This is a genomic window from Halobaculum sp. XH14 (assembly GCF_032116555.1).
GTDB classification, from domain to species: Archaea; Halobacteriota; Halobacteria; order Halobacteriales; family Haloferacaceae; genus Halorarum; species Halorarum halobium.
In genome coordinates this window covers 130377-148439 of the sequence record NZ_CP134949.1, presented here as the reverse complement: position 1 = coordinate 148439, position 18063 = coordinate 130377, and the positions used below count along the sequence as shown (strand labels likewise).

The following is an 18063-nucleotide window of genomic DNA, read 5'->3' as shown; positions in this document are numbered from 1 at the left end:
TCAACCGCGAATCCCGATCACTTCCACTCCGGGTCCGACAGTTTAAACCGCGGAACGACCCACCAACAGCCAATGAAACCCACGGACCTCTCGACCCTCCCGCCCGGCGTCCCCGAGGCGCTGGAGGACGAGGGGGTCGCGGAACTCTACCCGCCCCAGGCCGAGGCGGTGGAGGCCGGCGTCGCCGACAGCGAGTCGGTCGTCGCCTCCGTGCCCACGGCATCGGGCAAGACGCTCATCGCGGAACTCGCCATGCTGTCGGCGGTCCAGCGCGGCGGGAAGGCGCTCTACATCGTCCCGCTGCGCGCGCTCGCCTCCGAGAAAAGAGCCGAGTTCGAGCGCTGGGAGGAGTTCGGCGTCGACGTCGGCGTCTCGACCGGCAACTACGAGTCCGACGGCGACTGGCTCGCCTCCCGCGACGTCATCGTCGCCACCTCCGAGAAGGTCGACTCGCTCGTGCGCAACGGCGCGTCGTGGGTCGACGACCTCACCTGCGTCGTCGCCGACGAGGTCCACCTCGTGGACGACGCCCACCGCGGGCCGACCCTGGAGGTGACGCTGGCGAAGCTCCGCCGCGTGAATCCGGGCCTGCAGGTCGTCGCGCTCTCGGCGACGGTCGGCAACGCCGACGAGGTGGCCGACTGGCTCGACGCCGCCCTCGTCCAGTCCGACTGGCGACCCATCGACCTAAAGACGGGCGTCCACTACGGCAACGCGATCAACTTCGACGACGGGAGCCAGCGCGAGGTGCCCGTCGGCGACGGGAAAAAGCAAACCGAGGCGCTCGTCGCGGACGCGCTCGACGAGCGCATCGACGGCCAGGGCGGCTCCTCGCTCGTGTTCGTCAACTCTCGGCGCAACGCCGAGGGCGCCGCCAAGCGGCTGGCCGAGACGACGAGCCGACGGCTCGACGGCGGCGAGAAGAACGACCTGCGGGAGCTCGCGGCGGAGATCCGGGACGTCTCGGACACCGACACGAGCGAGGATCTGGCACGCTGCGTCGAGAAGGGCGCGGCGTTTCACCACGCGGGGCTCGCCTCGGAACACCGCTCGCTCGTCGAGGACGCCTTCCGCGACCGCCTCGTCAAGTGCATCAGCGCGACGCCGACGCTCGCGGCCGGGGTGAACACGCCCGCCCGTCGCGTCATCGTCCGGGACTGGAAGCGCTACGACGGCGAGTTCGGCGGCATGAAGCCGCTCGACGTCCTCGAGGTCCACCAGATGATGGGCCGGGCCGGCCGGCCGGGGCTCGACCCCTACGGCGAGGCCATCCTGCTGGCGAAGGACAGCGACACGATGGACCAGCTGTTCGAGCGCTACCTCTGGGCCGAACCCGAGGCCGTCCGGTCGAAGCTCGCGGCGGAACCGGCGCTCCGGACCCACGTGCTCGCCACGGTCGCGTCCGGCTTCGCCACCTCGCGGGAGGGGCTGCTGGACTTCCTCGGACGGACGCTGTACGCCAGCCAGACCGACGACGACGCGCGGCTCGCCGAGGTGACCAACCGCGTGCTGGAGTACCTCGCGGTCAACGAGTTCCTCGACCGCGAGGGGGGCGCGCTCACCGCCACCGGCATCGGCCACACCGTCTCGCGGCTCTACCTCGACCCGATGAGCGCCGCCGAGATCATCGACGGGCTGGAGGCCGGCGTGTCGACCGCTGCCGAGCAGGGGTCCCTGCGGGGGTCGCCCGGCGGCCACGGCTCCGATGGGGAGGGGGAGGGGGCGGAGCCCGTCGGAGCCGACGTGACGGCGGAGGACGCCGGGTTCGTCACGGGCAACGAACTCGCGGCGGGTGGTGATGACGCGGACGCCGAAGTCGACGGGGACGGCGTCCCGGACGAGGGAGAACCCGGCCCGGAGGTGACACAGCGAGCACGCGAGGTCACGCCGCTCGGCCTCTATCACCTCGTCTCGCGCACCCCCGACATGTACCAGCTCTACCTGAAGTCGGGCGACCGGGAGACGTACGAGGAACAGTTCTACGAGCGCGAGTCGGAGTTCCTCGGCGACCCGCCCTCGGAGTTCGAGGACGTCGCGTTCGAGGAGTGGCTCTCCGCGCTCAAGACCGCCCGGCTGCTGGAGGACTGGGCGAGCGAACTCGACGAGGACCGGATCGCCGAGCGCTACGACGTCGGCCCGGGCGACATCCGTGGGAAGGTCGACACGACCGAGTGGCTGCTCGGCGCGGCAGAACAGCTCTCGACCGAACTCGATCTCGACTGCACCGTCGCGGTCCGGGAGGCGAGAAAGCGCGTCCAGTACGGCGTCGGCGAGGAGCTGCTGGATCTGGCGGGCGTCCGGGGGCTCGGCCGCAAGCGCGCCCGCAGGCTGTTCGAGGCGGGCATCGAGACCCGGACCGAACTCCGCGAGGCCGACAAGTCGGTCGTGCTCGGCGCGCTCCGCGGCCGACGGAAGACCGCCGAACGGGTGCTGGAGAACGTCGGCCGGAAGGACCCCTCGATGGACGACGTGCGCAAGGACGCGAGCGTCTCGGCGGCCGCGACCGCCGCCGTCGAGGGCGACGACGACGGCGGGCAGGCGACGTTCGGTGATTTCTCGTGACCGTGGCGGTGGTGTCGGCAGTGGCGGAGGTGTGGAGCCGGTGAGACTCGTCGAGGGCGTCGCCGTCGTCGAGGACCTCGACGCGTTCCTCGAAACGCTGGACGGGGTTTCGGACGACACGGGCGCGACGGTGCAGGCGTTCGACGCGCGCTACGTGGTGGACCGGCGTCACCTCGAACGGGCGGTCGAACTGGCCGACCGGGCGGTCGAGCGCGGCGAGAACGTCGCCCGCGACCGGGGCGTCGAGATCCTGCTGTACGCCGCCGGCCGCCGGCAGATCAACCGGGCGCTCACGATGGGCGTCTCCGAGGGCGAGACGCCGGTCGTCGCGGTCTGTGCGGGTGGCGACGAGGGTGCGGCGGCCGCGCGGCTGCAGGAGCTGCTGGCAGCCGGTGAGACGCTCGGCGACTACGACGAGCGGCTGGTCGGGGAGTTCTTCGACGTGACCGACCGCGAACTGGCGGCGACGGCCGGCGGCCTCGCCGACGTCGTCCACGAGCGGGTCGCGCTGCTGGACGTCGAGAAGTAGCCGAACCGGGCGTCGGACGCGCGTCCGACACACCCCTTCGTTTCGAGTGGAGGATCGCGGTGCTGCGGCTGGGCGGTCTTGAGAGCGGGAGTAGTCCCGGAAGGATTCGAACCTTCGTCGTTGCCCCCAGAAGGCAACAGGATTGGCCACTACCCCACGGGACTGCAAACTGAAGGAACGCGCTCGGAAACTAAACCCTATCGCTTTCCGGGAGCCCCGGCCCGGCGTGGCCCGGACGCCACGCCGGACGGTCGAGGTGGGCATCGCTGTACACACCGCTGGCTATTTCCGCCGAGACTACCCACTTCCGTGTATGTACATCGGCCGCTTCGTCGTCGTCGGCCCGAAGGTCGGCGCATACCGCGTCTCCTCCCGCTCGTTCCCGAACCGGGAGGTCGTCCGCCGCGGCGAGCAAACCCTGACGGTCGGCCCGACCGACGAGGCCGAGCCGACGGACAACCCCTACGTCTCGTACAACTGCGTCCGCGTGGCGGGCGGCGAGACGCGCCGCGCGGCCGTCCTCGGCAACGGCTCGCACGTCGACCCGGTCGCCGAGAAGTACGACCGGGGCTACCCCGCCCGCGACGCGCTCGCCGAGGCGCTGCTTGCGCTCGATTACGAGAAGGACGACTACGACACGCCCCGGGTCGCGGGCGTGATCGACGGCGAGACGGGCCACGTCGGCATCGTCCGCCGTGACGCGCTGCTGGTCCGCGAAGTCGACGAGCCACACCTGGTGGCGACCTACGAGGAGGACGAGCCGCGGCCGTTCGAGTTCGCGCCGACCACGGCCGTCGCGGCCGCGCGGACGGCCCACGGGCTGGAGTACGAACACGCGGTCTGTGCGGCCGGCGTGCGGGTCGGCGACGGGAGCGTGGGGCTGGCCGTCGAGAACGGGAGCGACTGAGCGGTCGCGGTGGCCTCGTGCCGGCGACTCAGCCCAGCAACGGGAGCGAGAACACGGCGGCGTTGAACGTCCCGTGGACGAGCGCCGGAGCGACGAGGGTGTCAGTCCGGTGGTACACCCAGCCGAATATCGCGCCCATGAGCGTGTAGTAGGTCGCCATGTGAACGATCGCGGCGGGCGGCGGGGACAGCAACGCGACGGGGTAGACGTGGAAGAGGGCGAACGACGCGCCAGCGGTAGCGACAGCACCCGCGGGGCCGAGCGCTTCCCGAAGCCGGCCCTGGATCACCCCGCGGAAGAAGAACTCCTCGACGGGACCGATCACCAGCAGCGACAGGCCCGCGCCGATCACGAGCCCCGCTCCGGTCAGCCCGCCGAGTTCGCTGTACTCCATGTACCCGGGTGAGAGTTCGAGCGCGGGGACGACGGCGTCGGTGACCGCGAGCGAGAGGAAGGCCGTGAGGAAACTCGCCAGCAGGCCGCCGATCAGAACCGGAGCCGCCGACCGGGCGGGCGGTCGAAGGGGGAGGTGAAACGACGACCTGGACCGGAGGTAGGCCGCACCGACCAGGAGGAAGCAGAGTTCGGTGCCGACGGCGGCCACGACGAACGTGCTCGTGCCGCTCGCGTCGCTTCCGACCAGATTGACCGTCGCCAGCGACGCCAGGGCGGTCCCCGCCAGCGCGGCCACGAGCAGCCCACCGGTCACGGCGGCCGTCCGAGCGACTCCAGTTCGGGGCGCCTCGCCCCCGCCAGTTCCTTCCGTGAGTGCCGAAGCCGAGTCTGCCACGGTCGTGGAGTGTGCGGGGACGGTAGTAAGTGTAATCTGTATGACTGTTAAGTTGCGGGAATGACATGTCAAGTCGGAACTCGTACAACGCCGAGGGCCCGATCGGCGGTATGGCGAATCCGGGAGGCGGATCGATGGACGACACGTATGCGGCGTTGACCGACGAGACCCGCGTTCGGATCCTCCTCACGCTCGCGGAGCGGTACGACGAAGCGTGGTCGTCGGGCTGGCCGTCGTTTTCACAGTTGCGCGAACGGGTCGGCGTGGCCGACACCAGCCGGTTCAGTTACCACCTCGACGCGCTCCAGGACGAGTTCGTCCGCAAGGTCGACGGGGAGTACCGGCCGCGGGTGGCCGCCCTCGAGATCGTGTCGGCGATCCGGGCGGGAACGTACGACGGCGCGGACGTCGCGGTCGAGACACGGCGGACCGACTACGAGTGTCCACACTGTGAGCAGTCGCTCGTCGCGGCCTTCCGGGACCACCAGGTGTACGTCGGCTGTCAGTCCCACGGTGCCGCGATCGCGTATCCGGCCCCGCCGCGAGCGGTGGCGGGCCGGACGCTGGAGGAGGTGATCGACCTCGCGCTTCGAAAACACGCGTCCGACGTCCGACTCCTCCGCGAGGGGGCCTGTTCGCGGTGCTGGGGTGCCGCCGGTCTCTCGTTCCCGCGGGACTCCGTCCCGGACTCGTACCTGCTCGACGACGTTCCGTACGCGACCGCGACGTGTGAGGCCTGCTGGGTGTCGTATCCGCTTCCGGTCGCGCACACGGTGCTGGGCCACCCCGCCGTCGAAACGCTGTACGCGGACCACGGGCTCGGCCCGACGGACGCACAGATCGGGCCACACGACCTGGCGAGGGTCGGGGACGTCGTCAGTCGTGAGGACGAGTCGCCGGCGGCCCGGCTCACGGTCGGCCTCGAGGACGAGGCACTCGTCCTCGAACTCGACGAGGGCTGTACGGTACTCGACCACTGGCGGCGGTAGCACCGTGCTCGACCACTGGCGGCGGTAGCACCGTGCTCGACCACTGGCGGCGGAAGGTTCCTCGGGCGTACCTCGATCCGTCGGGGTGGCCTCTCGGCGGACGCGGTCGGCCCGCGACGGGGCCAGCGATAACTTCCCCCATCCCGAACCCCGGACCGTGAAACTGGGCCTCATCTCGGACGTGCACGGCAACCGGGTCGCGCTGGAGGCCGTCCTCGCGGACATGCCCCCGGTGGACGGCCTGCTCTGTGCGGGCGACGTGGTCGGCTACGGCCCCTGGCCGGGCGCGTGCGTCGCCGAACTCCGCGAGCGCGACGTGCCGACGGTGTCGGGGAACCACGACCGCGCGGTCGTGGCCGGCTCGGCCCCGCGGTTCAACTCGATGGGGCAAGCCGGCGTCGAGTACGCCCACCGGGAACTCGACGCGACCGCGCTCGACTGGCTCGCCTCGCTGCCGGAGGCGACGATGATCGCCGACGGCAGGGTGGCGACGGTCCACGACCACCCGACGCGCCGGAACCACTACACCTATCCCGAGGAGTTCGGTGCCGGGCTGCTTGCCGCCGCGGGCAACGCGGACGGACGAATCGGACAGGCGACCGGCGACGACCCCGACGTGCTCGTGCTCGGCCACACGCACGTCCAGGGCCACGAGCGGTTCCCCGAGGGCGTCGTCGTGAACCCCGGGAGCGTCGGTCAGCCGCGCGACCGCGACCCCCGCGCCGCGTACGCCGTCCTGGATCTCGACGACCTGACGGTCGACGAGCGCCGGGTCGCGTACGACGTCGACGAGGTGGTGGCTGCCGTGCAGGACGCCGGGCTACCTGAGCAGATCGGGACGCGGCTGTCCGAGGGCCGGTAGTTGACGCGTTCGGGGACTCCGGGAGCGGCGACGGCGGCGAGGACGATGGCCGCGACCGCGGGGACGCCGGCTACGACGTCATTCGACGGGTTCCAGTTCGGCCGAGAAGTGCCGGAGCTCCGGGACCGGCGGCTCCGAGACGATCTCCAGGCCCCGCACCTCCCCGCGCCGGTCCAGCAGCGCCGCGCCCGCGTCGGCGACGTGTTCGAGGTGCTCGCGGGCGTACGTCCGGCGGGGCAGCGCCAGGCGGACGAGTTCCGGCCGGTCGGCCCCGGGGAACGCGAAGCTGCCGAGTTCGACCCCCCGGACCCCGCCCTCGCGGTACAGTTCACAGACGAGCGTCTGGCCCGGGAACTCGTCGGGGGCGACGTTCGGGAACAGGTCGCCGGCGTCGAGATACACCGCGTGGCCGCCGACGGGGCGGTAGACGGGCAGCCCCGCCTCCGAGAGCAGGTCGCCGAAGGCGGCGACCTGGTCGATGCGGGCGGTCGGGTAGGGCGGCTCGACGACCTCGCGCAGGCCGACCGCCATCGCCTGCATGTCGCGGCCGGCCATCCCGCCGTACGTCGGGAACCCCTCGTAGAGGATGGCGCGCTGCTTCGCCCGGGCGAACAGCCGATCCGCGGCCTCGCCCGCCGGTTCCGCCGCGATGGCGGCGAACCCGCCGACGTTCGCCAGCCCCTCCTTCTTCCCGCTCATGACCAGCGCGTCCGCGTACGAGAGCTGTTCGCGGGCGATGTCGGCGACGGTCGTGCCGGAAAACTCCGGCTCGCGGCGGCGGACGAACTCGGCGTTCTCGGCGAACCGGCAGGCGTCGATCACGAACGTCGCGTCGATCTCGCGGGCGAACTCGGCGACCTCGCGGGTGTTGGCGACGCTGACCGGCTGGCCGGCGGTGGAGTTGTTTGTGACGGTGAGCACGACGACCGGGACGTTCTCGTGGCCGACCTCGGCGACCGCCTCGCGGGCGCGGTCGACCGAGAAGTTCCCCTTGAACTCGCCGGCGACGTCGGGGTCGCGCGCGCCCTCGACCGGGCAGTCGACCGGGTCCGCGCCGAGGTTGGCGACGTGGGCGCGGGTGGTGTCGAAGTGGGCGTTGTTGAGCACGACGTCGCCCTCCTCGACGAGACAGCCGTAGAGCACGTTCTCGGCCCCGCGGCCCTGGTGGCAGGGGACGACGTTCGGGAACCCCATCACGTCCGAGACCGCCTCCTCGAGCGCCGAGAACGACCGGCTGCCGGCGTAGGACTCGTCGCCACGCATCAGCGCGGCCCACTGCGAGTCGCTCATCGTCCCGGTGCCGCTGTCCGTGAGCAGGTCGACGTACACCTCGTCGGCCGGCACGTTGAACGCGTTGTAGCCAGCCTCCGCCAGCACGGCCTCCCGGCGCTCGCGTGAGGGGAGGGTGATCGGCTCGACCATCTTGGCCTTGTAGTTGCGCATGCTCGCCCTCCCCGCGGCCCCGACTTAGATACCCCCGAAGACGGTGTGAACACCAGCGAACAGGTCCGAGCGACGATGGACTGGTCGGCACAGCGAGGCACAGTCGTCCCACGTCGAGACTGCCGCGGCCCGGGTCGCGCCGCTGCCGCCGGAAATGAAGTTTCGAAAACGGGAGTTGGCTTCAGCGAACCCTTTTCATCGTCCCCACGGGAGCCCCGGACATGCGAACCCGCGTTCGAGACGGCCCGACGGCGACCCTCCTGACAGTTCGGCTCGGGACGGAACGACCACACCCCGGCAGCCGCGGTGGTCGCCGATGACCGTCTGGCGAACCGCCGACCCGGCGGCGAGCCTCGACGCGAGCGAGGACGCCGCGACGCCCCGCGAAACCACCTTCGCCGACGCCCAGTCCGACACGAACTTCGTCGTCCTCGAACCGAACCGGCTTCCGGACGACTGCCGGGTGGGCGAGGTCACCCTGCGCCCGGAACAGCCGCCGGGCCGTCCCGGCGACGTGACCGCCGAGGACATCGGCCAGACCCCACACAGCGACGGAAACCCGTGCAGCGTTCGGGCGATGATCGAGGGCGAGAGCCGACGGCTCCGGCTCAAAGCGTTTCTCTACGACTGGGCACCGCCCGCGGCCAGCATCGCGCCGCTGTGGCGGACAGACGACCCCACGCCGGTCACCGCCGGCGACGAGGTCGGGTGGCTCGGCACCGACTACATGGGCCGTCGAGGGGCGTGCGTCCAGCGCGACCGGACCCAGGTCGAACTCTCGGTCGTGGCCGGCGAGTTCTCGGACGACGAGTTGCGGACGGTGCTCGACGGATTGACGCCCGCCGACCCCGACGGCGCCGCCGCGGTCCGGGCGGTCCCGTTCCACCGGCTGAACTACTGGGTTCGATATCGGTGCCCGCCGGTCGCCGTCTCGCACGGCGTCTGGGACTACGCGCCGACGCACCCGTACGGGTCCAGCCGTCCCCTCTCGCCTGTCGAGCTGGCGACAAATGCGCCCGCGGGCGATGCGGCGGCGGGCGACACCAACGTCCGGCCGCTGGTGCCGTCCGGGGACGGGTACGTGCTGGACTCGGCGGTCGCGTTCCCGGACGAGGACGCGGTCGAGTGCGTGTTCCGTCGGCGTGAGAACGCCAGCGACCACCTGTGGCTGATCGCGGCCGGCGCGGACAGTTCGCTCGCGCCCGATCTCCCGCCCCAGGAGTCCGATCAATCGGCCGGGGCGAGGCGGCGTCTCGACCTGCGCGGGACGACGGGCCACTACGGCGCGCTGACCGAGGACCACGGCGCGTGGGAAGCGACGTGGGAGGAGGGCGGCGTCCGGTACGCCGCCTGGGCCGGCTCCTCGCAGTTCCTCGACGGAGCGGCGTTCCGGTCGCTCGTCGACGGGTTCGAAGCGCCCTGAAAACCGACTGCGGACCGGCCTCAGCCGGTGATCGGGGACCGAACGGCGGCCGGGCACGGTTCGCCCGTCGCCCCCCGCTCAGAACTCGTCCTGCACGATGCGGAGCACCTCCTCGCGGTCCTCCCAGTCGACGAACAGCGCCACGGAGGTCGCCGAGGTGATGATGTCGTGGACGGTGATGCCGGCGGCGGCGATTGGGCCGACGATGTCCGAGATGACGCCCGGTCGGTTCGGCAGTTCCCCGCCCATCACGCGGACGACGGCGAAGTCGTCCTCGACGGTGACCGACGAGAGCGACTCGTCGCCGACGACCTCCTCGTGCAGGGTCGCCTGTGCGGCCCCGGAGATGTCGGTGTCGACGTAGAAGGTGACCGAATCCATCCCCGAGGCGACCGCGTCGATGTTGATCTCCGCGCCCCGGAGCGCCGTCGAGAGGTCCGCGAGGATGCCCGGTCGGTTCCGGATCGCCCGACCCGCGACGGTGACGCAGGCGAGCGAGTCCTCCCGCATGTCGATGAGGTTCTGGAAGGTGCCCTCGATGCGGGTGCCGCCCGCGAGCAGGTCGCCGTGCTGGTAGTGGACGACCCGGACGTCCAGGTCCTCGTCCTTGTAGACGAGCGCGGAGGGCGCGATCACCTCGGCGCCGCGGAACGAGAGGTTCCGGAGTTCGTCGACCGTGATGCGCGCGACGTTTCGCGCCCCCTCGACGACGTGGGGGTCGCCGGTCATCACGCCCTCCACGTCGGTGACGATGACGACCTCGTCGGCGTCCATGTACTTGCCGAGCATGACCGCGCTCGTGTCCGATCCGCCGCGGCCGAGCGTCGTGACCTCGCCCGCGAGCGTCTGTGCGAGAAAGCCCGTGATGACCGGGACCGTCCCGTCGAGGGAGGCCGCGAGGGTCGCGGCGCGCTCGCGGGTCGCCTCGGCGTCGAGTTCGCCGACCTCGTTGGTGATGACCGGCCACTCCTCGCTGCCCGGTTCGAGGAACGTCGCGTCGACCCCCCTGGCCGTGAGCGCCGCCTTGAGCATCCGTACCGACGTGCGCTCGCCCATCGAGACGATCTCAGCCCGGTCCGCGTCGTCGACCTCGAACTCGATCTCCTCGAGCAGTTCGTCGGTCGTCGAACCCATGGCGGAGGCGACCACCGCGATCTCGTGGCCCGAGTCGACCGCCTTGGCGATCGAGTCCGCCGCCCGCGCCACCCGGTCCCCGGAGCCGAGGGAGGTCCCCCCGAACTTCGCTACGACCCGCATCTACCGTCCCACCCGCGCTCGGTGGGCTGAAGCTGCATCCGTGTGCATGGGGTCGGATAACACGGGTCCGCGTTTAACGCTGTCCTCCCTCCCGAGGATTGCCGCCGCCCGATTTCGACGGGCGACCGGCCCGTCGCCGTCGAATCCCCGCGATCGATCAGTGCGGTGCCGACGGATCGCGTCCCGGGCGGGTCGGTCGCCTCGGGACGTTTTTATTCCGTCCCCGGTTTTCCAACCCATGGTCGGACGAGGCCGTCGGTACCAGCTCGCGGACACCGCCCAGCAGGTGGTGGGCGGCTTCCTCCTCGCGGGACCGTTCGTCGTCACCGACGAGGTGTGGGCGCTCGCGGTCGGGATGGAGTGGTATCAGACGGTCACGACCGTCGTCATCGTGTTCGCGGTCGGCTACGGCGCGCTGTACAAGGCCGACGACGAGCGCGACCCGGACCGCGAGGCGGAGGTCGGCGGCGTCCCGCTGCGGTTCCTCTCGCTCATCGCCGTCTCGTACCTCTCGGTGCTCATCCTCGCGCTGTCGTTCGACGCGCCCGCGACGCTCGTCCCGAACCACGTCGAGGGACCGGTCTCGACGGCGACGATGGTCTACGTCACGCTCAAGGCGATGAGCGTCGGTGCCGTCTTCTCGGTCATCGGGGCCGCCACCGCCGACAGCCTGTTCTGACCGCGAGCGGCACTTGGCCGCCGCGAGCGTGTTCCGACCCGAGGCGGCGGGCGGTCGCCGCCGAGGTGTTCTGATCGCGAGCGGCACCTCGCCGCCGCGAGCCTGTTCCGACCCGACCCGCGGCGACACGAGGCGGTCAGCGACCACCCCGTCGGTTCGCGTCGAGCGCTCACACGTCCGCGTCGTCGTCGAACGTCGAGACGATCCCCAGCAGTTCCCGGAGCATCTCCGGCGGATCGGTGAACCTGACGTCGTTGCTGCGGCGGTCGTACTCGATGAACACCTCGTCGGCCAGCTTCGGCAGGTGGGTGTGAACCAGGGCCGTCGTAACGCGTTCGCGGTGTGGCTCGGCTACCTCGTCGGGCGGAACTCCAGCCTCCCACGCGGCGACCTGCCGGGCGAGTTCCTCGACCGTCGCCATCTCGTGTTCCCGAAGATAGCTCAGGATGAACCGACGTCGCGGGTGACGGAGACACTCGAACACCGCGTCCACCGTCGTCTTCCCGCCATCCTGCTCCAGATCGTCCCCGGACCCCGTGTTCCGACACCCGTTCAATTCATCACCTCCGCACCTGAAGCTATCGTCAGACATTCGTCTATACAGTAACGCTTCCGCACTAAGTATGTTGTGGGGTAACGAACTACACGGCCGGCGGTTCACGTCCGACCGCGCCCGAGTCAGCCCGTTTCCGGCCGGGATCGAGCGCCCGAAAAGCCAAGAGTCGATCGCCTGACAGCCGAGGGGCGACCGCCTTTCGGCCGGGGATCGAACCCCCGAACGGATGCGGACCACCGGTTCCCGAATCCCCGCAGAATTAAGTCCGGCCGGACGGAGCAACGTACATGGATTACAGGCTCGCCACGGGAGACACCGACACCACCATCCCGGGGGGAACCGGACTGCTCCTCCTCCACCCCAGCATCGGCGAGACGGACCGCATCGACACCGACTTTCTGAAGATCGACACCGACCGATTCCTCGTCGTCTCCACCCGAACCACCGCCCGGGAGGTCGAACAGAAGCTCGAACACTACGACGTCGACGAGTCCCGCGCCGACATCCTCGACACCATCTCGGTCGAACGCGGCTACTCCCGGCGCTCCTCGGACCACCTCCACTACGTCTCCTCGCCCGACGACCTCGACGGCGTGGTGATGCAGGTCGAGTCGTTCCTCGCGGACACCGCCGGCAAGCGGCGCGTCAGCGTCGACTCGCTCACCGAGATGGCCTACTACGCGGACGTGGACGAGACGTACGAGGCGTCGGCGGCCATCCTGGACCTGCTGGTCGAACACGACGCAGTCGGGCTGTTTCACCTCTCGAAGGAGGTCCACGACCAGGGGACGCTCGACCGCTTCCGCAACCTCTTCGACGGCGTCATCGACCTCACGGGCGACGGGGACGTCTCGGTCGAACTGCGGTAGCGCGCCCGGTCCGACAGAATCGGGACCCGGGATCGAACTGGCGAGGGTTGGGACGTGATGGAGCGGGGACGAGAACGGACGGTGCGAGAACGGACTGGACGAGAAACGGCCCGGGACCCGAACGCTGAGAGAGTTCAGGAGAGCGTCTCGAACGTCTTTTCGGCCCATCTGACCGCGTACTCCGCGCCGTGTTCGCGGTAGGCGGTCGCGTCCAGCGCGTCGAACGGCGACGGGAGGTCGAGGTCGTGTTTGACGGCAGAACAGGCGTACTCGGTCGCCGCCGGGAACGACGTCCGGCCCCGAGCCACCTCCCCCGAGAGGTCCCCGAGTCGACCCGTCAGCCGCTCGCCGGCGTCGACCCACGCCTCGTGGAGCCGCGGGCAGGCGTCACCGGCGTCATCGTTCCCCCACGATGCGAAGACCGGACGGGTGTGGAGGCCGACCCAGGCGTCGAACAGGGCGGCCGCGAGCTGGTACACCTCCGGCGGGCCGAGCGGGACGACGTCGGCCAGCTCGCGGTACTGCTCGCCGAAGAACGGGAGGAACTGCTCGGGCACGTCCGCCGAGCGTTCGACGAACGCCTCGGCGAGCAGAAACGCGAGGAACGGGCGCGGCGTTCCCTCCGCGCGTTTCTTGACGATGACCGTCGGCGGGTCGGTCTGTCGGGTCGAAACCACCGTGCCGTCGCCGGGCATCCCGACGGTAAAATCGCCGCCGGCGTACCGAACGAGCGCCTGCGGCGCATCGTCCGGGAGCCACTCGCTCGGGGAGCTCGCCGGGTCGAGCGCGTCGACTAGCAGTCCGAGGTCCTCCACCGCGGCGGGTGGGACCGTCTCGAAGTCCCGGGCGGCATCGAGGACGACGCAGTCCGGCGCGTGCGACTCGCGGACGGACGCGACCTCCTCGCCGAGGGCCGCCGGCAGGTCGTCGCCGACCTCGCGTCGTGAGAACACGGTCAGGCGAACGCGATCACGAACGCGAGCGCCAGCGCGAGCGTCGCCGAGCCGCCGACCGTGGCGAGAACGATCTTGGTCGCCTTGCTCATGTCCTCATGGTCCAGGCGGCCGCGGCATAAAGGCTTCAATCCGCGCCCGCGGCGGGTCGCGTGGTTCGGCGGCTCCGTCCCGTGAACCCCCTTCGGTTCGAGTGGAACACGTCGGTCACCACGGCGTGCGGGTCGCGGTTCGCTGGCATCGCCATCGAGTCGGAGTTTGCCCGCCAGTCAGTCGGCCGTCGACCCGACACCGGCCCGCCGAGCGACGTCCTTCCACGCGCCGCTCCAGTACCGGACGAGGTTCACGGCCGCCCGGGCGTACATGTCCCCGAGGATGGCGAGATACACGGCAAGCAGGCCGAGTCCCAGCCCCGGCAGGGGGACGACGGTCTCGGGGAGCCCGAGCGACGTCGCGAGCGGGCCGGCGAACACCGTGACCGAGTAGGCGACCGGAAGCGCGAGCACCGCGACGGGGAGCCGGACGACGTAGGTGCTGATGAGTCCGCCGTACAGCGGCCACCGCGTGTCTCCGGCTCCCCGGAGCGCGCCGCGCATCGTCCGCGAGACGGAAAAGCCCGCGACGCCGAGCCCGAACACGCGGATGAACGTCACCGTGAGCGGGAGGTCCTCGGAGTTGAACGCGGCCGCCAGGGGCCGGGCGGCGAGGAAGATTCCCGCCGCGATGAGCAACTGCGTAACGAGCGCGAGTCGAAGGGTCTGCCAGCCGTAATCGTCGGCTTCCGCCTCGTCCCCCGCGCCGAGCGCCTGGCCCACGAGCGTGGAGGAGGCGGTCGAGTAGCCCCAGGCGGGCATCAACGCGAGCAGCATCACCCGGCGGCCGATGGCGTAGGCGGCCACGACGTTCGTGCCGAGCAGGCCGAGGATGAACAGGAACGGGAAGCGCCCGAACGTCCTGGAGAGGCGGGTTCCGGCGAGCGGGAGGCTCACACGGACGAGTTCCCGCGCGTGGCCCCAGTCCCACTGCTTGCCCCGGACGGGGAACCTGACCGAGTACCGTCCCGAGAGGAGCGTGCCGGCGAAGATGACTCCCGCGAGGACGTTCGCCGCGGTGGTGCCCCAGGCGGCCCCGCGGATGCCGAGTTCGGGAAAGCCGGCGAGCCCGAAGATGAGCAGGGCGTTGAGGGCGATGTTCGTCGGCAGCGTGAGCAGGCGGACGTACATCGGCGTCCGTGTGTCGCCCGACCCGGCGAGCGCGCGGGCGGCGATCATCGACCAGAAGCGGAACGCGACCGAGTACATCACGATGCGGAGGTACGCGCCGCCGAGTTCGACGGTCCGGGCGTCGTTCGAGAGCACGCCGACCAGTTCCTCGGCGAAGAAGTAGCTGCAGACGGTGATCGGCACGGAAACCAGCAGCGCGAGCCACAGCGACTGCTTGATGACGAAGTTCGCCTCGCCGTGGTCGCCCGCCCCCTTCAGCCGGGAGACGACGCTGATGGTGCCGGAGGTGAGCGCGAGCGCCAGCCCGAACGGGATGAAGTAGTACTGGAAGCCGAACTCCAGGGCGGCGACGGCGGCCCCGCCGGCGTAGAGGCTCACCATGAGGAAGTCGGCGGCGCGCAGCAGCGTCCGCATCCCGCCGGTGACCATCTGCGGGACGGCCAGGTCGAACGCCTCCTCGCCCTTTCGCCGGTCGAGCAGGTTCAGTTTCGCGAGCGCCGCCGGGAACGACAGGAGGGCGTTCCGGGTGCGCTCGCGAAGCGAGCCGAGCATTCGTCGGACGGTCGGTCGGACCCCGGAAGGCTCTATCGGGTTCCCCCGAGCGTGTCGTCCGACTCGACCGTCGGAGCGGCCGCCGCTTCGGGTGGAACACCGAGCCGGAAGGAGGTGGTGAGCGGACCGTCACCGGCGATGTGGCACCGATTCGAGTGGAAACGGTGGGGCTGACGGGACGCCGCGTGAAAACTGTCGGATGAGGACGCGGCGGTCGCTGGGTGGCGACAGGACGAGAGCGGAGCGGGGAGAGGTGGCGGGGACGAGCGCGGATTACTCGTCCTCGGGCCCCCAGGTCTCGGGCATCTCGATGACGTAGCGGCCGTCCTCGCGGAGGGAGATGATGTACTCGTCCCGATCGTACAGCTCCATCAGGTTGAGTTCGTACTGGCCGGGGTTGAGGATGCGGATGGACTCGAACTGGTCGTTCAGCTTCTCGCGCAGCGCGGCGAGGTCGGGGTCGTTCTCCCCGGCAGGCTGCCCGTCGTCGCCGTCCTCGCCGGAACCCGCCGCTCCGGGCCCCCCGGACGCCCCCGTTTCGGGTGGAGTCCAGCGGCGGGAGTCGTCCCCGTCGCTCGGCAGGTCGGCACTGCTCACCATCTCGCTGCGGGCGGCCGCCTGTGCGCCGTCCTCCTCGCCGGGTCCGACCTGCTCGGCGTCGGTGGTGGTCGCGTCCGGATCGGCGGCGGAAGCGCCCGCCCCGGCGTCGGTTGCGTCCGCAGCGGATCCGTCACCGGTGTCGATTCCGTCGGCACCGCCCGCGGCCGCGTCGCCGGCGGCTCCCCCGCCGGTTCCGTGGCTGGCGTCCGCCGGGTCGCCTGCGTCGGCGGTTCCCCCCGGGCGGAATTGGAACTTGTTGCTGCCGCAGTTCGGGCAGCCCGAGAGCATCTCCTTGGAGCCGTCGGCGAACGTGCGCCCGCAGTTGGTACACTGGTGTGGCATCTACTTCCTCGAGACGAGCGCGCTGATGAGGTTCTCGTCCTTGTGGAGGGTCTCGAGCTGGTTGGCCGGGCCGATGACGGTGAGCTTCTTCGTCTCCTCGTTTCCCATGATGCGGTCGAGGATGCCGCCGCTCTTCGCGCGCGACTGCGGGTACGACTCGATCTCGATGCCCGTGAAGTCGTCCGGGCTGATCTCGGTCATCGTCACCTCGATGAGCTTCGACTCCTCCTCGGGCGAGAGCCCCTCCTCCAGGACGACGATGTCGCCGTCGCGGACGGTGTCGAGGATGAGCCGGATCTTCTCCATCGAGGTGAGCCCGTCCATGCGCGCGCCGCTGATCAGGTCGATTCGGACGCCGTCGTCGTCCGGCGTTGTCGCTTCGGGCATTATGCGAAGTACTCCGCGATCTTCTCGTACACCTCGTCCATGTTGTTCCCCTCTAGCGCCGAGAGCGGCACCGTCTCGTGTTGCGGGAACGCGTCGGAGATGCGTTTGACGTCGGAGTCGTCCAGGTCGGTCTTGTTCGCGAAGATGAGCACGGGGAGGTCCTGGCTCTCGATGATGCCGATGAGCATCGTGTTCACCTGCGTGAACGGGTCCGTCGCGGAGTCGAGCACGTAGATGACGCCGTCGACGTCCTCGCGGAGCCAGTGCATCGCCTCGGCGACGCCCTCGGTCGCCTCGCGCGACCGCTTGACGGCGTCCTCCTTCTCCATGTCGTGGTCGAGGAACTCCTTGTAGTCGACCTTCGTCGTCACGCCGGGCGTGTCGACGATGTCGATGGTGACCGTCTTGCCGTTCCGTTCGATCTGGACGTTCTCCTTCCGGCGGGCGCGGCGCGTCTCGTGGGGGACGTGGCTCTCGGGGCCCACGGCGTCGCCGGTCCAGTCCCGTGCGATGCGGTTCGCCAGCGTCGTCTTGCCGGCGTTTGGCGGTCCGTAGATACCGATGCGTTTCGGCTCGGACTCCGAGAAGAGCCCGTCCGTGACGCGCGATATGCTGTCTCTGAGATTCGTGAGCAGACCCATTCTGGCCTCCCCCTCCCGTGTAGGAGGGCGTTACCCCACCAAACTGGGGCCGATACTTAAGCACTACGTCAGACGCCGCCATGCGGGCGTTTCGAGCGTCGTGGGCCGAGATTCCGGGTGAGTACGGTCGACGTCGTCACGCCGGATCGGGCGTGATGGCCACAGCAACGTCGGATCAACTCCCCCGTCACCGGTCGTCGTCCTGGGAGAATGTCTCCCCACGGGAGGACCGGGAACCGATCGGACGGTTGAGCATCAGTAGGCGGCCGTTAGTGGTCGATCGGTCGGACCGGGTGAAATCGTATCGACGTGAGACGTGACGAGACTGGGCCAGACGGGAGGGACGTGACGTGCCTGTGCCGGACGAGATGGGGCGTGACGGGGCCGAACGGTCGTGTGCAGTCCCCCCTACCCCCTCGTTTCCGGTGGAAACGGCTGGCGGCCGGTGGCGGATCGAGCGGTGGAACCTCTCTAGAGCCTACGACACCCAGTAATTAAC

The 18063-nt window shown here is 70.2% G+C and carries 17 protein-coding genes and 1 tRNA gene; 8 read left to right on the top strand and 10 right to left on the bottom strand.

Annotated features, from left to right (window positions below; genetic code table 11):
• Positions 1-72 precede the first annotated feature (72 nt).
• Both RJT50_RS00710 and cgi121 read left to right on the top strand, forming a co-directional pair.
• Positions 73-2562, top strand: a complete 2490-nt coding sequence (locus tag RJT50_RS00710; RefSeq protein WP_313693134.1) for an ATP-dependent DNA helicase — start codon at positions 73-75, stop codon at positions 2560-2562.
• Between the two features lie 40 nt (positions 2563-2602).
• On the top strand, positions 2603-3091 hold the full coding sequence (gene cgi121 / locus RJT50_RS00705) for a KEOPS complex subunit Cgi121 (protein WP_313693133.1): 489 nt from the start codon (positions 2603-2605) through the stop codon (positions 3089-3091).
• 91 nt (positions 3092-3182) lie between these two features.
• Here the strand turns inward: cgi121 and RJT50_RS00700 are convergent.
• Positions 3183-3255: transfer RNA gene (locus RJT50_RS00700), tRNA-Gln, on the bottom strand.
• Between the two features lie 149 nt (positions 3256-3404).
• On the opposite strand from RJT50_RS00700, the gene RJT50_RS00695 reads away from it, so the two are divergent.
• A complete protein-coding gene (locus RJT50_RS00695) occupies positions 3405-3998 on the top strand; it encodes an IMP cyclohydrolase (protein WP_313693132.1) in 594 nt (197 codons plus the stop codon).
• A 28-nt stretch (positions 3999-4026) separates the two neighbouring features.
• On the opposite strand, the gene RJT50_RS00690 is transcribed toward RJT50_RS00695, so the two are convergent.
• Positions 4027-4788 carry a CPBP family intramembrane glutamic endopeptidase gene (locus RJT50_RS00690; protein WP_313693130.1) on the bottom strand — a complete coding sequence of 254 codons (762 nt, stop codon included), beginning with the start codon at positions 4786-4788 and terminating at the stop codon, positions 4027-4029.
• Between the two features lie 134 nt (positions 4789-4922).
• On the opposite strand from RJT50_RS00690, the gene RJT50_RS00685 reads away from it, so the two are divergent.
• Positions 4923-5777: a DUF7351 domain-containing protein gene (locus RJT50_RS00685; protein ID WP_313693128.1), complete on the top strand. Its 855-nt coding sequence runs from the start codon at positions 4923-4925 to the stop codon at positions 5775-5777.
• Between the two features lie 157 nt (positions 5778-5934).
• A complete protein-coding gene (locus tag RJT50_RS00680) occupies positions 5935-6639 on the top strand; it encodes a metallophosphoesterase family protein (protein ID WP_313693125.1) in 705 nt (234 codons plus the stop codon).
• A 78-nt stretch (positions 6640-6717) separates the two neighbouring features.
• Here the strand turns inward: RJT50_RS00680 and RJT50_RS00675 are convergent, their stop codons facing one another.
• Positions 6718-8082: a tryptophanase gene (locus RJT50_RS00675; RefSeq protein WP_313693122.1), complete on the bottom strand. Its 1365-nt coding sequence runs from the start codon at positions 8080-8082 to the stop codon at positions 6718-6720.
• Between the two features lie 316 nt (positions 8083-8398).
• Between RJT50_RS00675 and RJT50_RS00670 the strand changes: the two genes are divergently transcribed.
• Entirely contained in the window at positions 8399-9505 is a 1107-nt protein-coding gene (locus RJT50_RS00670; RefSeq protein WP_313693119.1) for a hypothetical protein, read from the top strand.
• 78 nt (positions 9506-9583) lie between these two features.
• On the opposite strand, the gene RJT50_RS00665 is transcribed toward RJT50_RS00670, so the two are convergent.
• On the bottom strand, positions 9584-10762 hold the full coding sequence (locus RJT50_RS00665; protein WP_313693118.1) for an aspartate kinase: 1179 nt from the start codon (positions 10760-10762) through the stop codon (positions 9584-9586).
• 238 nt (positions 10763-11000) lie between these two features.
• Between RJT50_RS00665 and RJT50_RS00660 the strand changes: the two genes are divergently transcribed.
• The gene (locus RJT50_RS00660; RefSeq protein WP_313693117.1) at positions 11001-11441 is read left to right on the top strand and encodes a DUF2391 family protein; all 441 of its coding nucleotides are present in this window, start codon (positions 11001-11003) and stop codon (positions 11439-11441) included.
• Between the two features lie 169 nt (positions 11442-11610).
• Here RJT50_RS00660 and RJT50_RS00655 read toward each other — a convergent pair whose 3' ends face one another.
• Positions 11611-12033, bottom strand: coding sequence for a winged helix-turn-helix domain-containing protein (locus RJT50_RS00655; protein ID WP_313693116.1), 423 nt, complete (start codon positions 12031-12033; stop codon positions 11611-11613).
• A 251-nt stretch (positions 12034-12284) separates the two neighbouring features.
• Here RJT50_RS00655 and RJT50_RS00650 point away from each other — a divergent pair, with 251 nt between their 5' ends.
• Positions 12285-12866 (top strand): DUF7090 family protein, encoded by a 582-nt coding sequence (locus RJT50_RS00650; protein ID WP_313693114.1) that lies wholly within the window; start codon positions 12285-12287, stop codon positions 12864-12866.
• 134 nt (positions 12867-13000) lie between these two features.
• Here the strand turns inward: RJT50_RS00650 and RJT50_RS00645 are convergent, their stop codons facing one another.
• The 5 genes from RJT50_RS00645 to RJT50_RS00625 form a co-directional block, all read right to left on the bottom strand.
• A complete protein-coding gene (locus RJT50_RS00645; protein WP_313693112.1) occupies positions 13001-13819 on the bottom strand; it encodes a DUF7089 family protein in 819 nt (272 codons plus the stop codon).
• Between the two features lie 269 nt (positions 13820-14088).
• Positions 14089-15594: an MATE family efflux transporter gene (locus RJT50_RS00640; RefSeq protein ID WP_313693109.1), complete on the bottom strand. Its 1506-nt coding sequence runs from the start codon at positions 15592-15594 to the stop codon at positions 14089-14091.
• A 273-nt stretch (positions 15595-15867) separates the two neighbouring features.
• Positions 15868-16536 carry a Zn-ribbon domain-containing protein gene (locus tag RJT50_RS00635; protein WP_313693107.1) on the bottom strand — a complete coding sequence of 223 codons (669 nt, stop codon included), beginning with the start codon at positions 16534-16536 and terminating at the stop codon, positions 15868-15870.
• A complete protein-coding gene (locus RJT50_RS00630) occupies positions 16537-16923 on the bottom strand; it encodes a DUF2073 domain-containing protein (RefSeq protein ID WP_313693106.1) in 387 nt (128 codons plus the stop codon).
• A complete protein-coding gene (locus RJT50_RS00625; RefSeq protein ID WP_313693105.1) occupies positions 16923-17564 on the bottom strand; it encodes an Era-like GTP-binding protein in 642 nt (213 codons plus the stop codon). The genes RJT50_RS00630 and RJT50_RS00625 overlap by 1 nt, the downstream gene beginning before the upstream one ends.
• Between the last annotated feature and the right edge of the window lie 499 nt (positions 17565-18063).

Coding starts and splice junctions, on each gene's coding strand:
- RJT50_RS00710 (WP_313693134.1), top strand. CDS start 73: ATGAAACCCACGGACCTCTCGACCCTCCCGCCCGGCGTCCCCGAGGCG.
- RJT50_RS00695 (WP_313693132.1), top strand. CDS start 3,405: ATGTACATCGGCCGCTTCGTCGTCGTCGGCCCGAAGGTCGGCGCATAC.
- RJT50_RS00685 (WP_313693128.1), top strand. CDS start 4,923: ATGGACGACACGTATGCGGCGTTGACCGACGAGACCCGCGTTCGGATC.
- RJT50_RS00675 (WP_313693122.1), bottom strand. CDS start 8,082: ATGCGCAACTACAAGGCCAAGATGGTCGAGCCGATCACCCTCCCCTCA.
- RJT50_RS00670 (WP_313693119.1), top strand. CDS start 8,399: ATGACCGTCTGGCGAACCGCCGACCCGGCGGCGAGCCTCGACGCGAGC.
- RJT50_RS00665 (WP_313693118.1), bottom strand. CDS start 10,762: ATGCGGGTCGTAGCGAAGTTCGGGGGGACCTCCCTCGGCTCCGGGGAC.
- RJT50_RS00660 (WP_313693117.1), top strand. CDS start 11,001: ATGGTCGGACGAGGCCGTCGGTACCAGCTCGCGGACACCGCCCAGCAG.
- RJT50_RS00655 (WP_313693116.1), bottom strand. CDS start 12,033: ATGTCTGACGATAGCTTCAGGTGCGGAGGTGATGAATTGAACGGGTGT.
- RJT50_RS00650 (WP_313693114.1), top strand. CDS start 12,285: ATGGATTACAGGCTCGCCACGGGAGACACCGACACCACCATCCCGGGG.
- RJT50_RS00640 (WP_313693109.1), bottom strand. CDS start 15,594: ATGCTCGGCTCGCTTCGCGAGCGCACCCGGAACGCCCTCCTGTCGTTC.
- RJT50_RS00635 (WP_313693107.1), bottom strand. CDS start 16,536: ATGCCACACCAGTGTACCAACTGCGGGCGCACGTTCGCCGACGGCTCC.
- RJT50_RS00630 (WP_313693106.1), bottom strand. CDS start 16,923: ATGCCCGAAGCGACAACGCCGGACGACGACGGCGTCCGAATCGACCTG.
- RJT50_RS00625 (WP_313693105.1), bottom strand. CDS start 17,564: ATGGGTCTGCTCACGAATCTCAGAGACAGCATATCGCGCGTCACGGAC.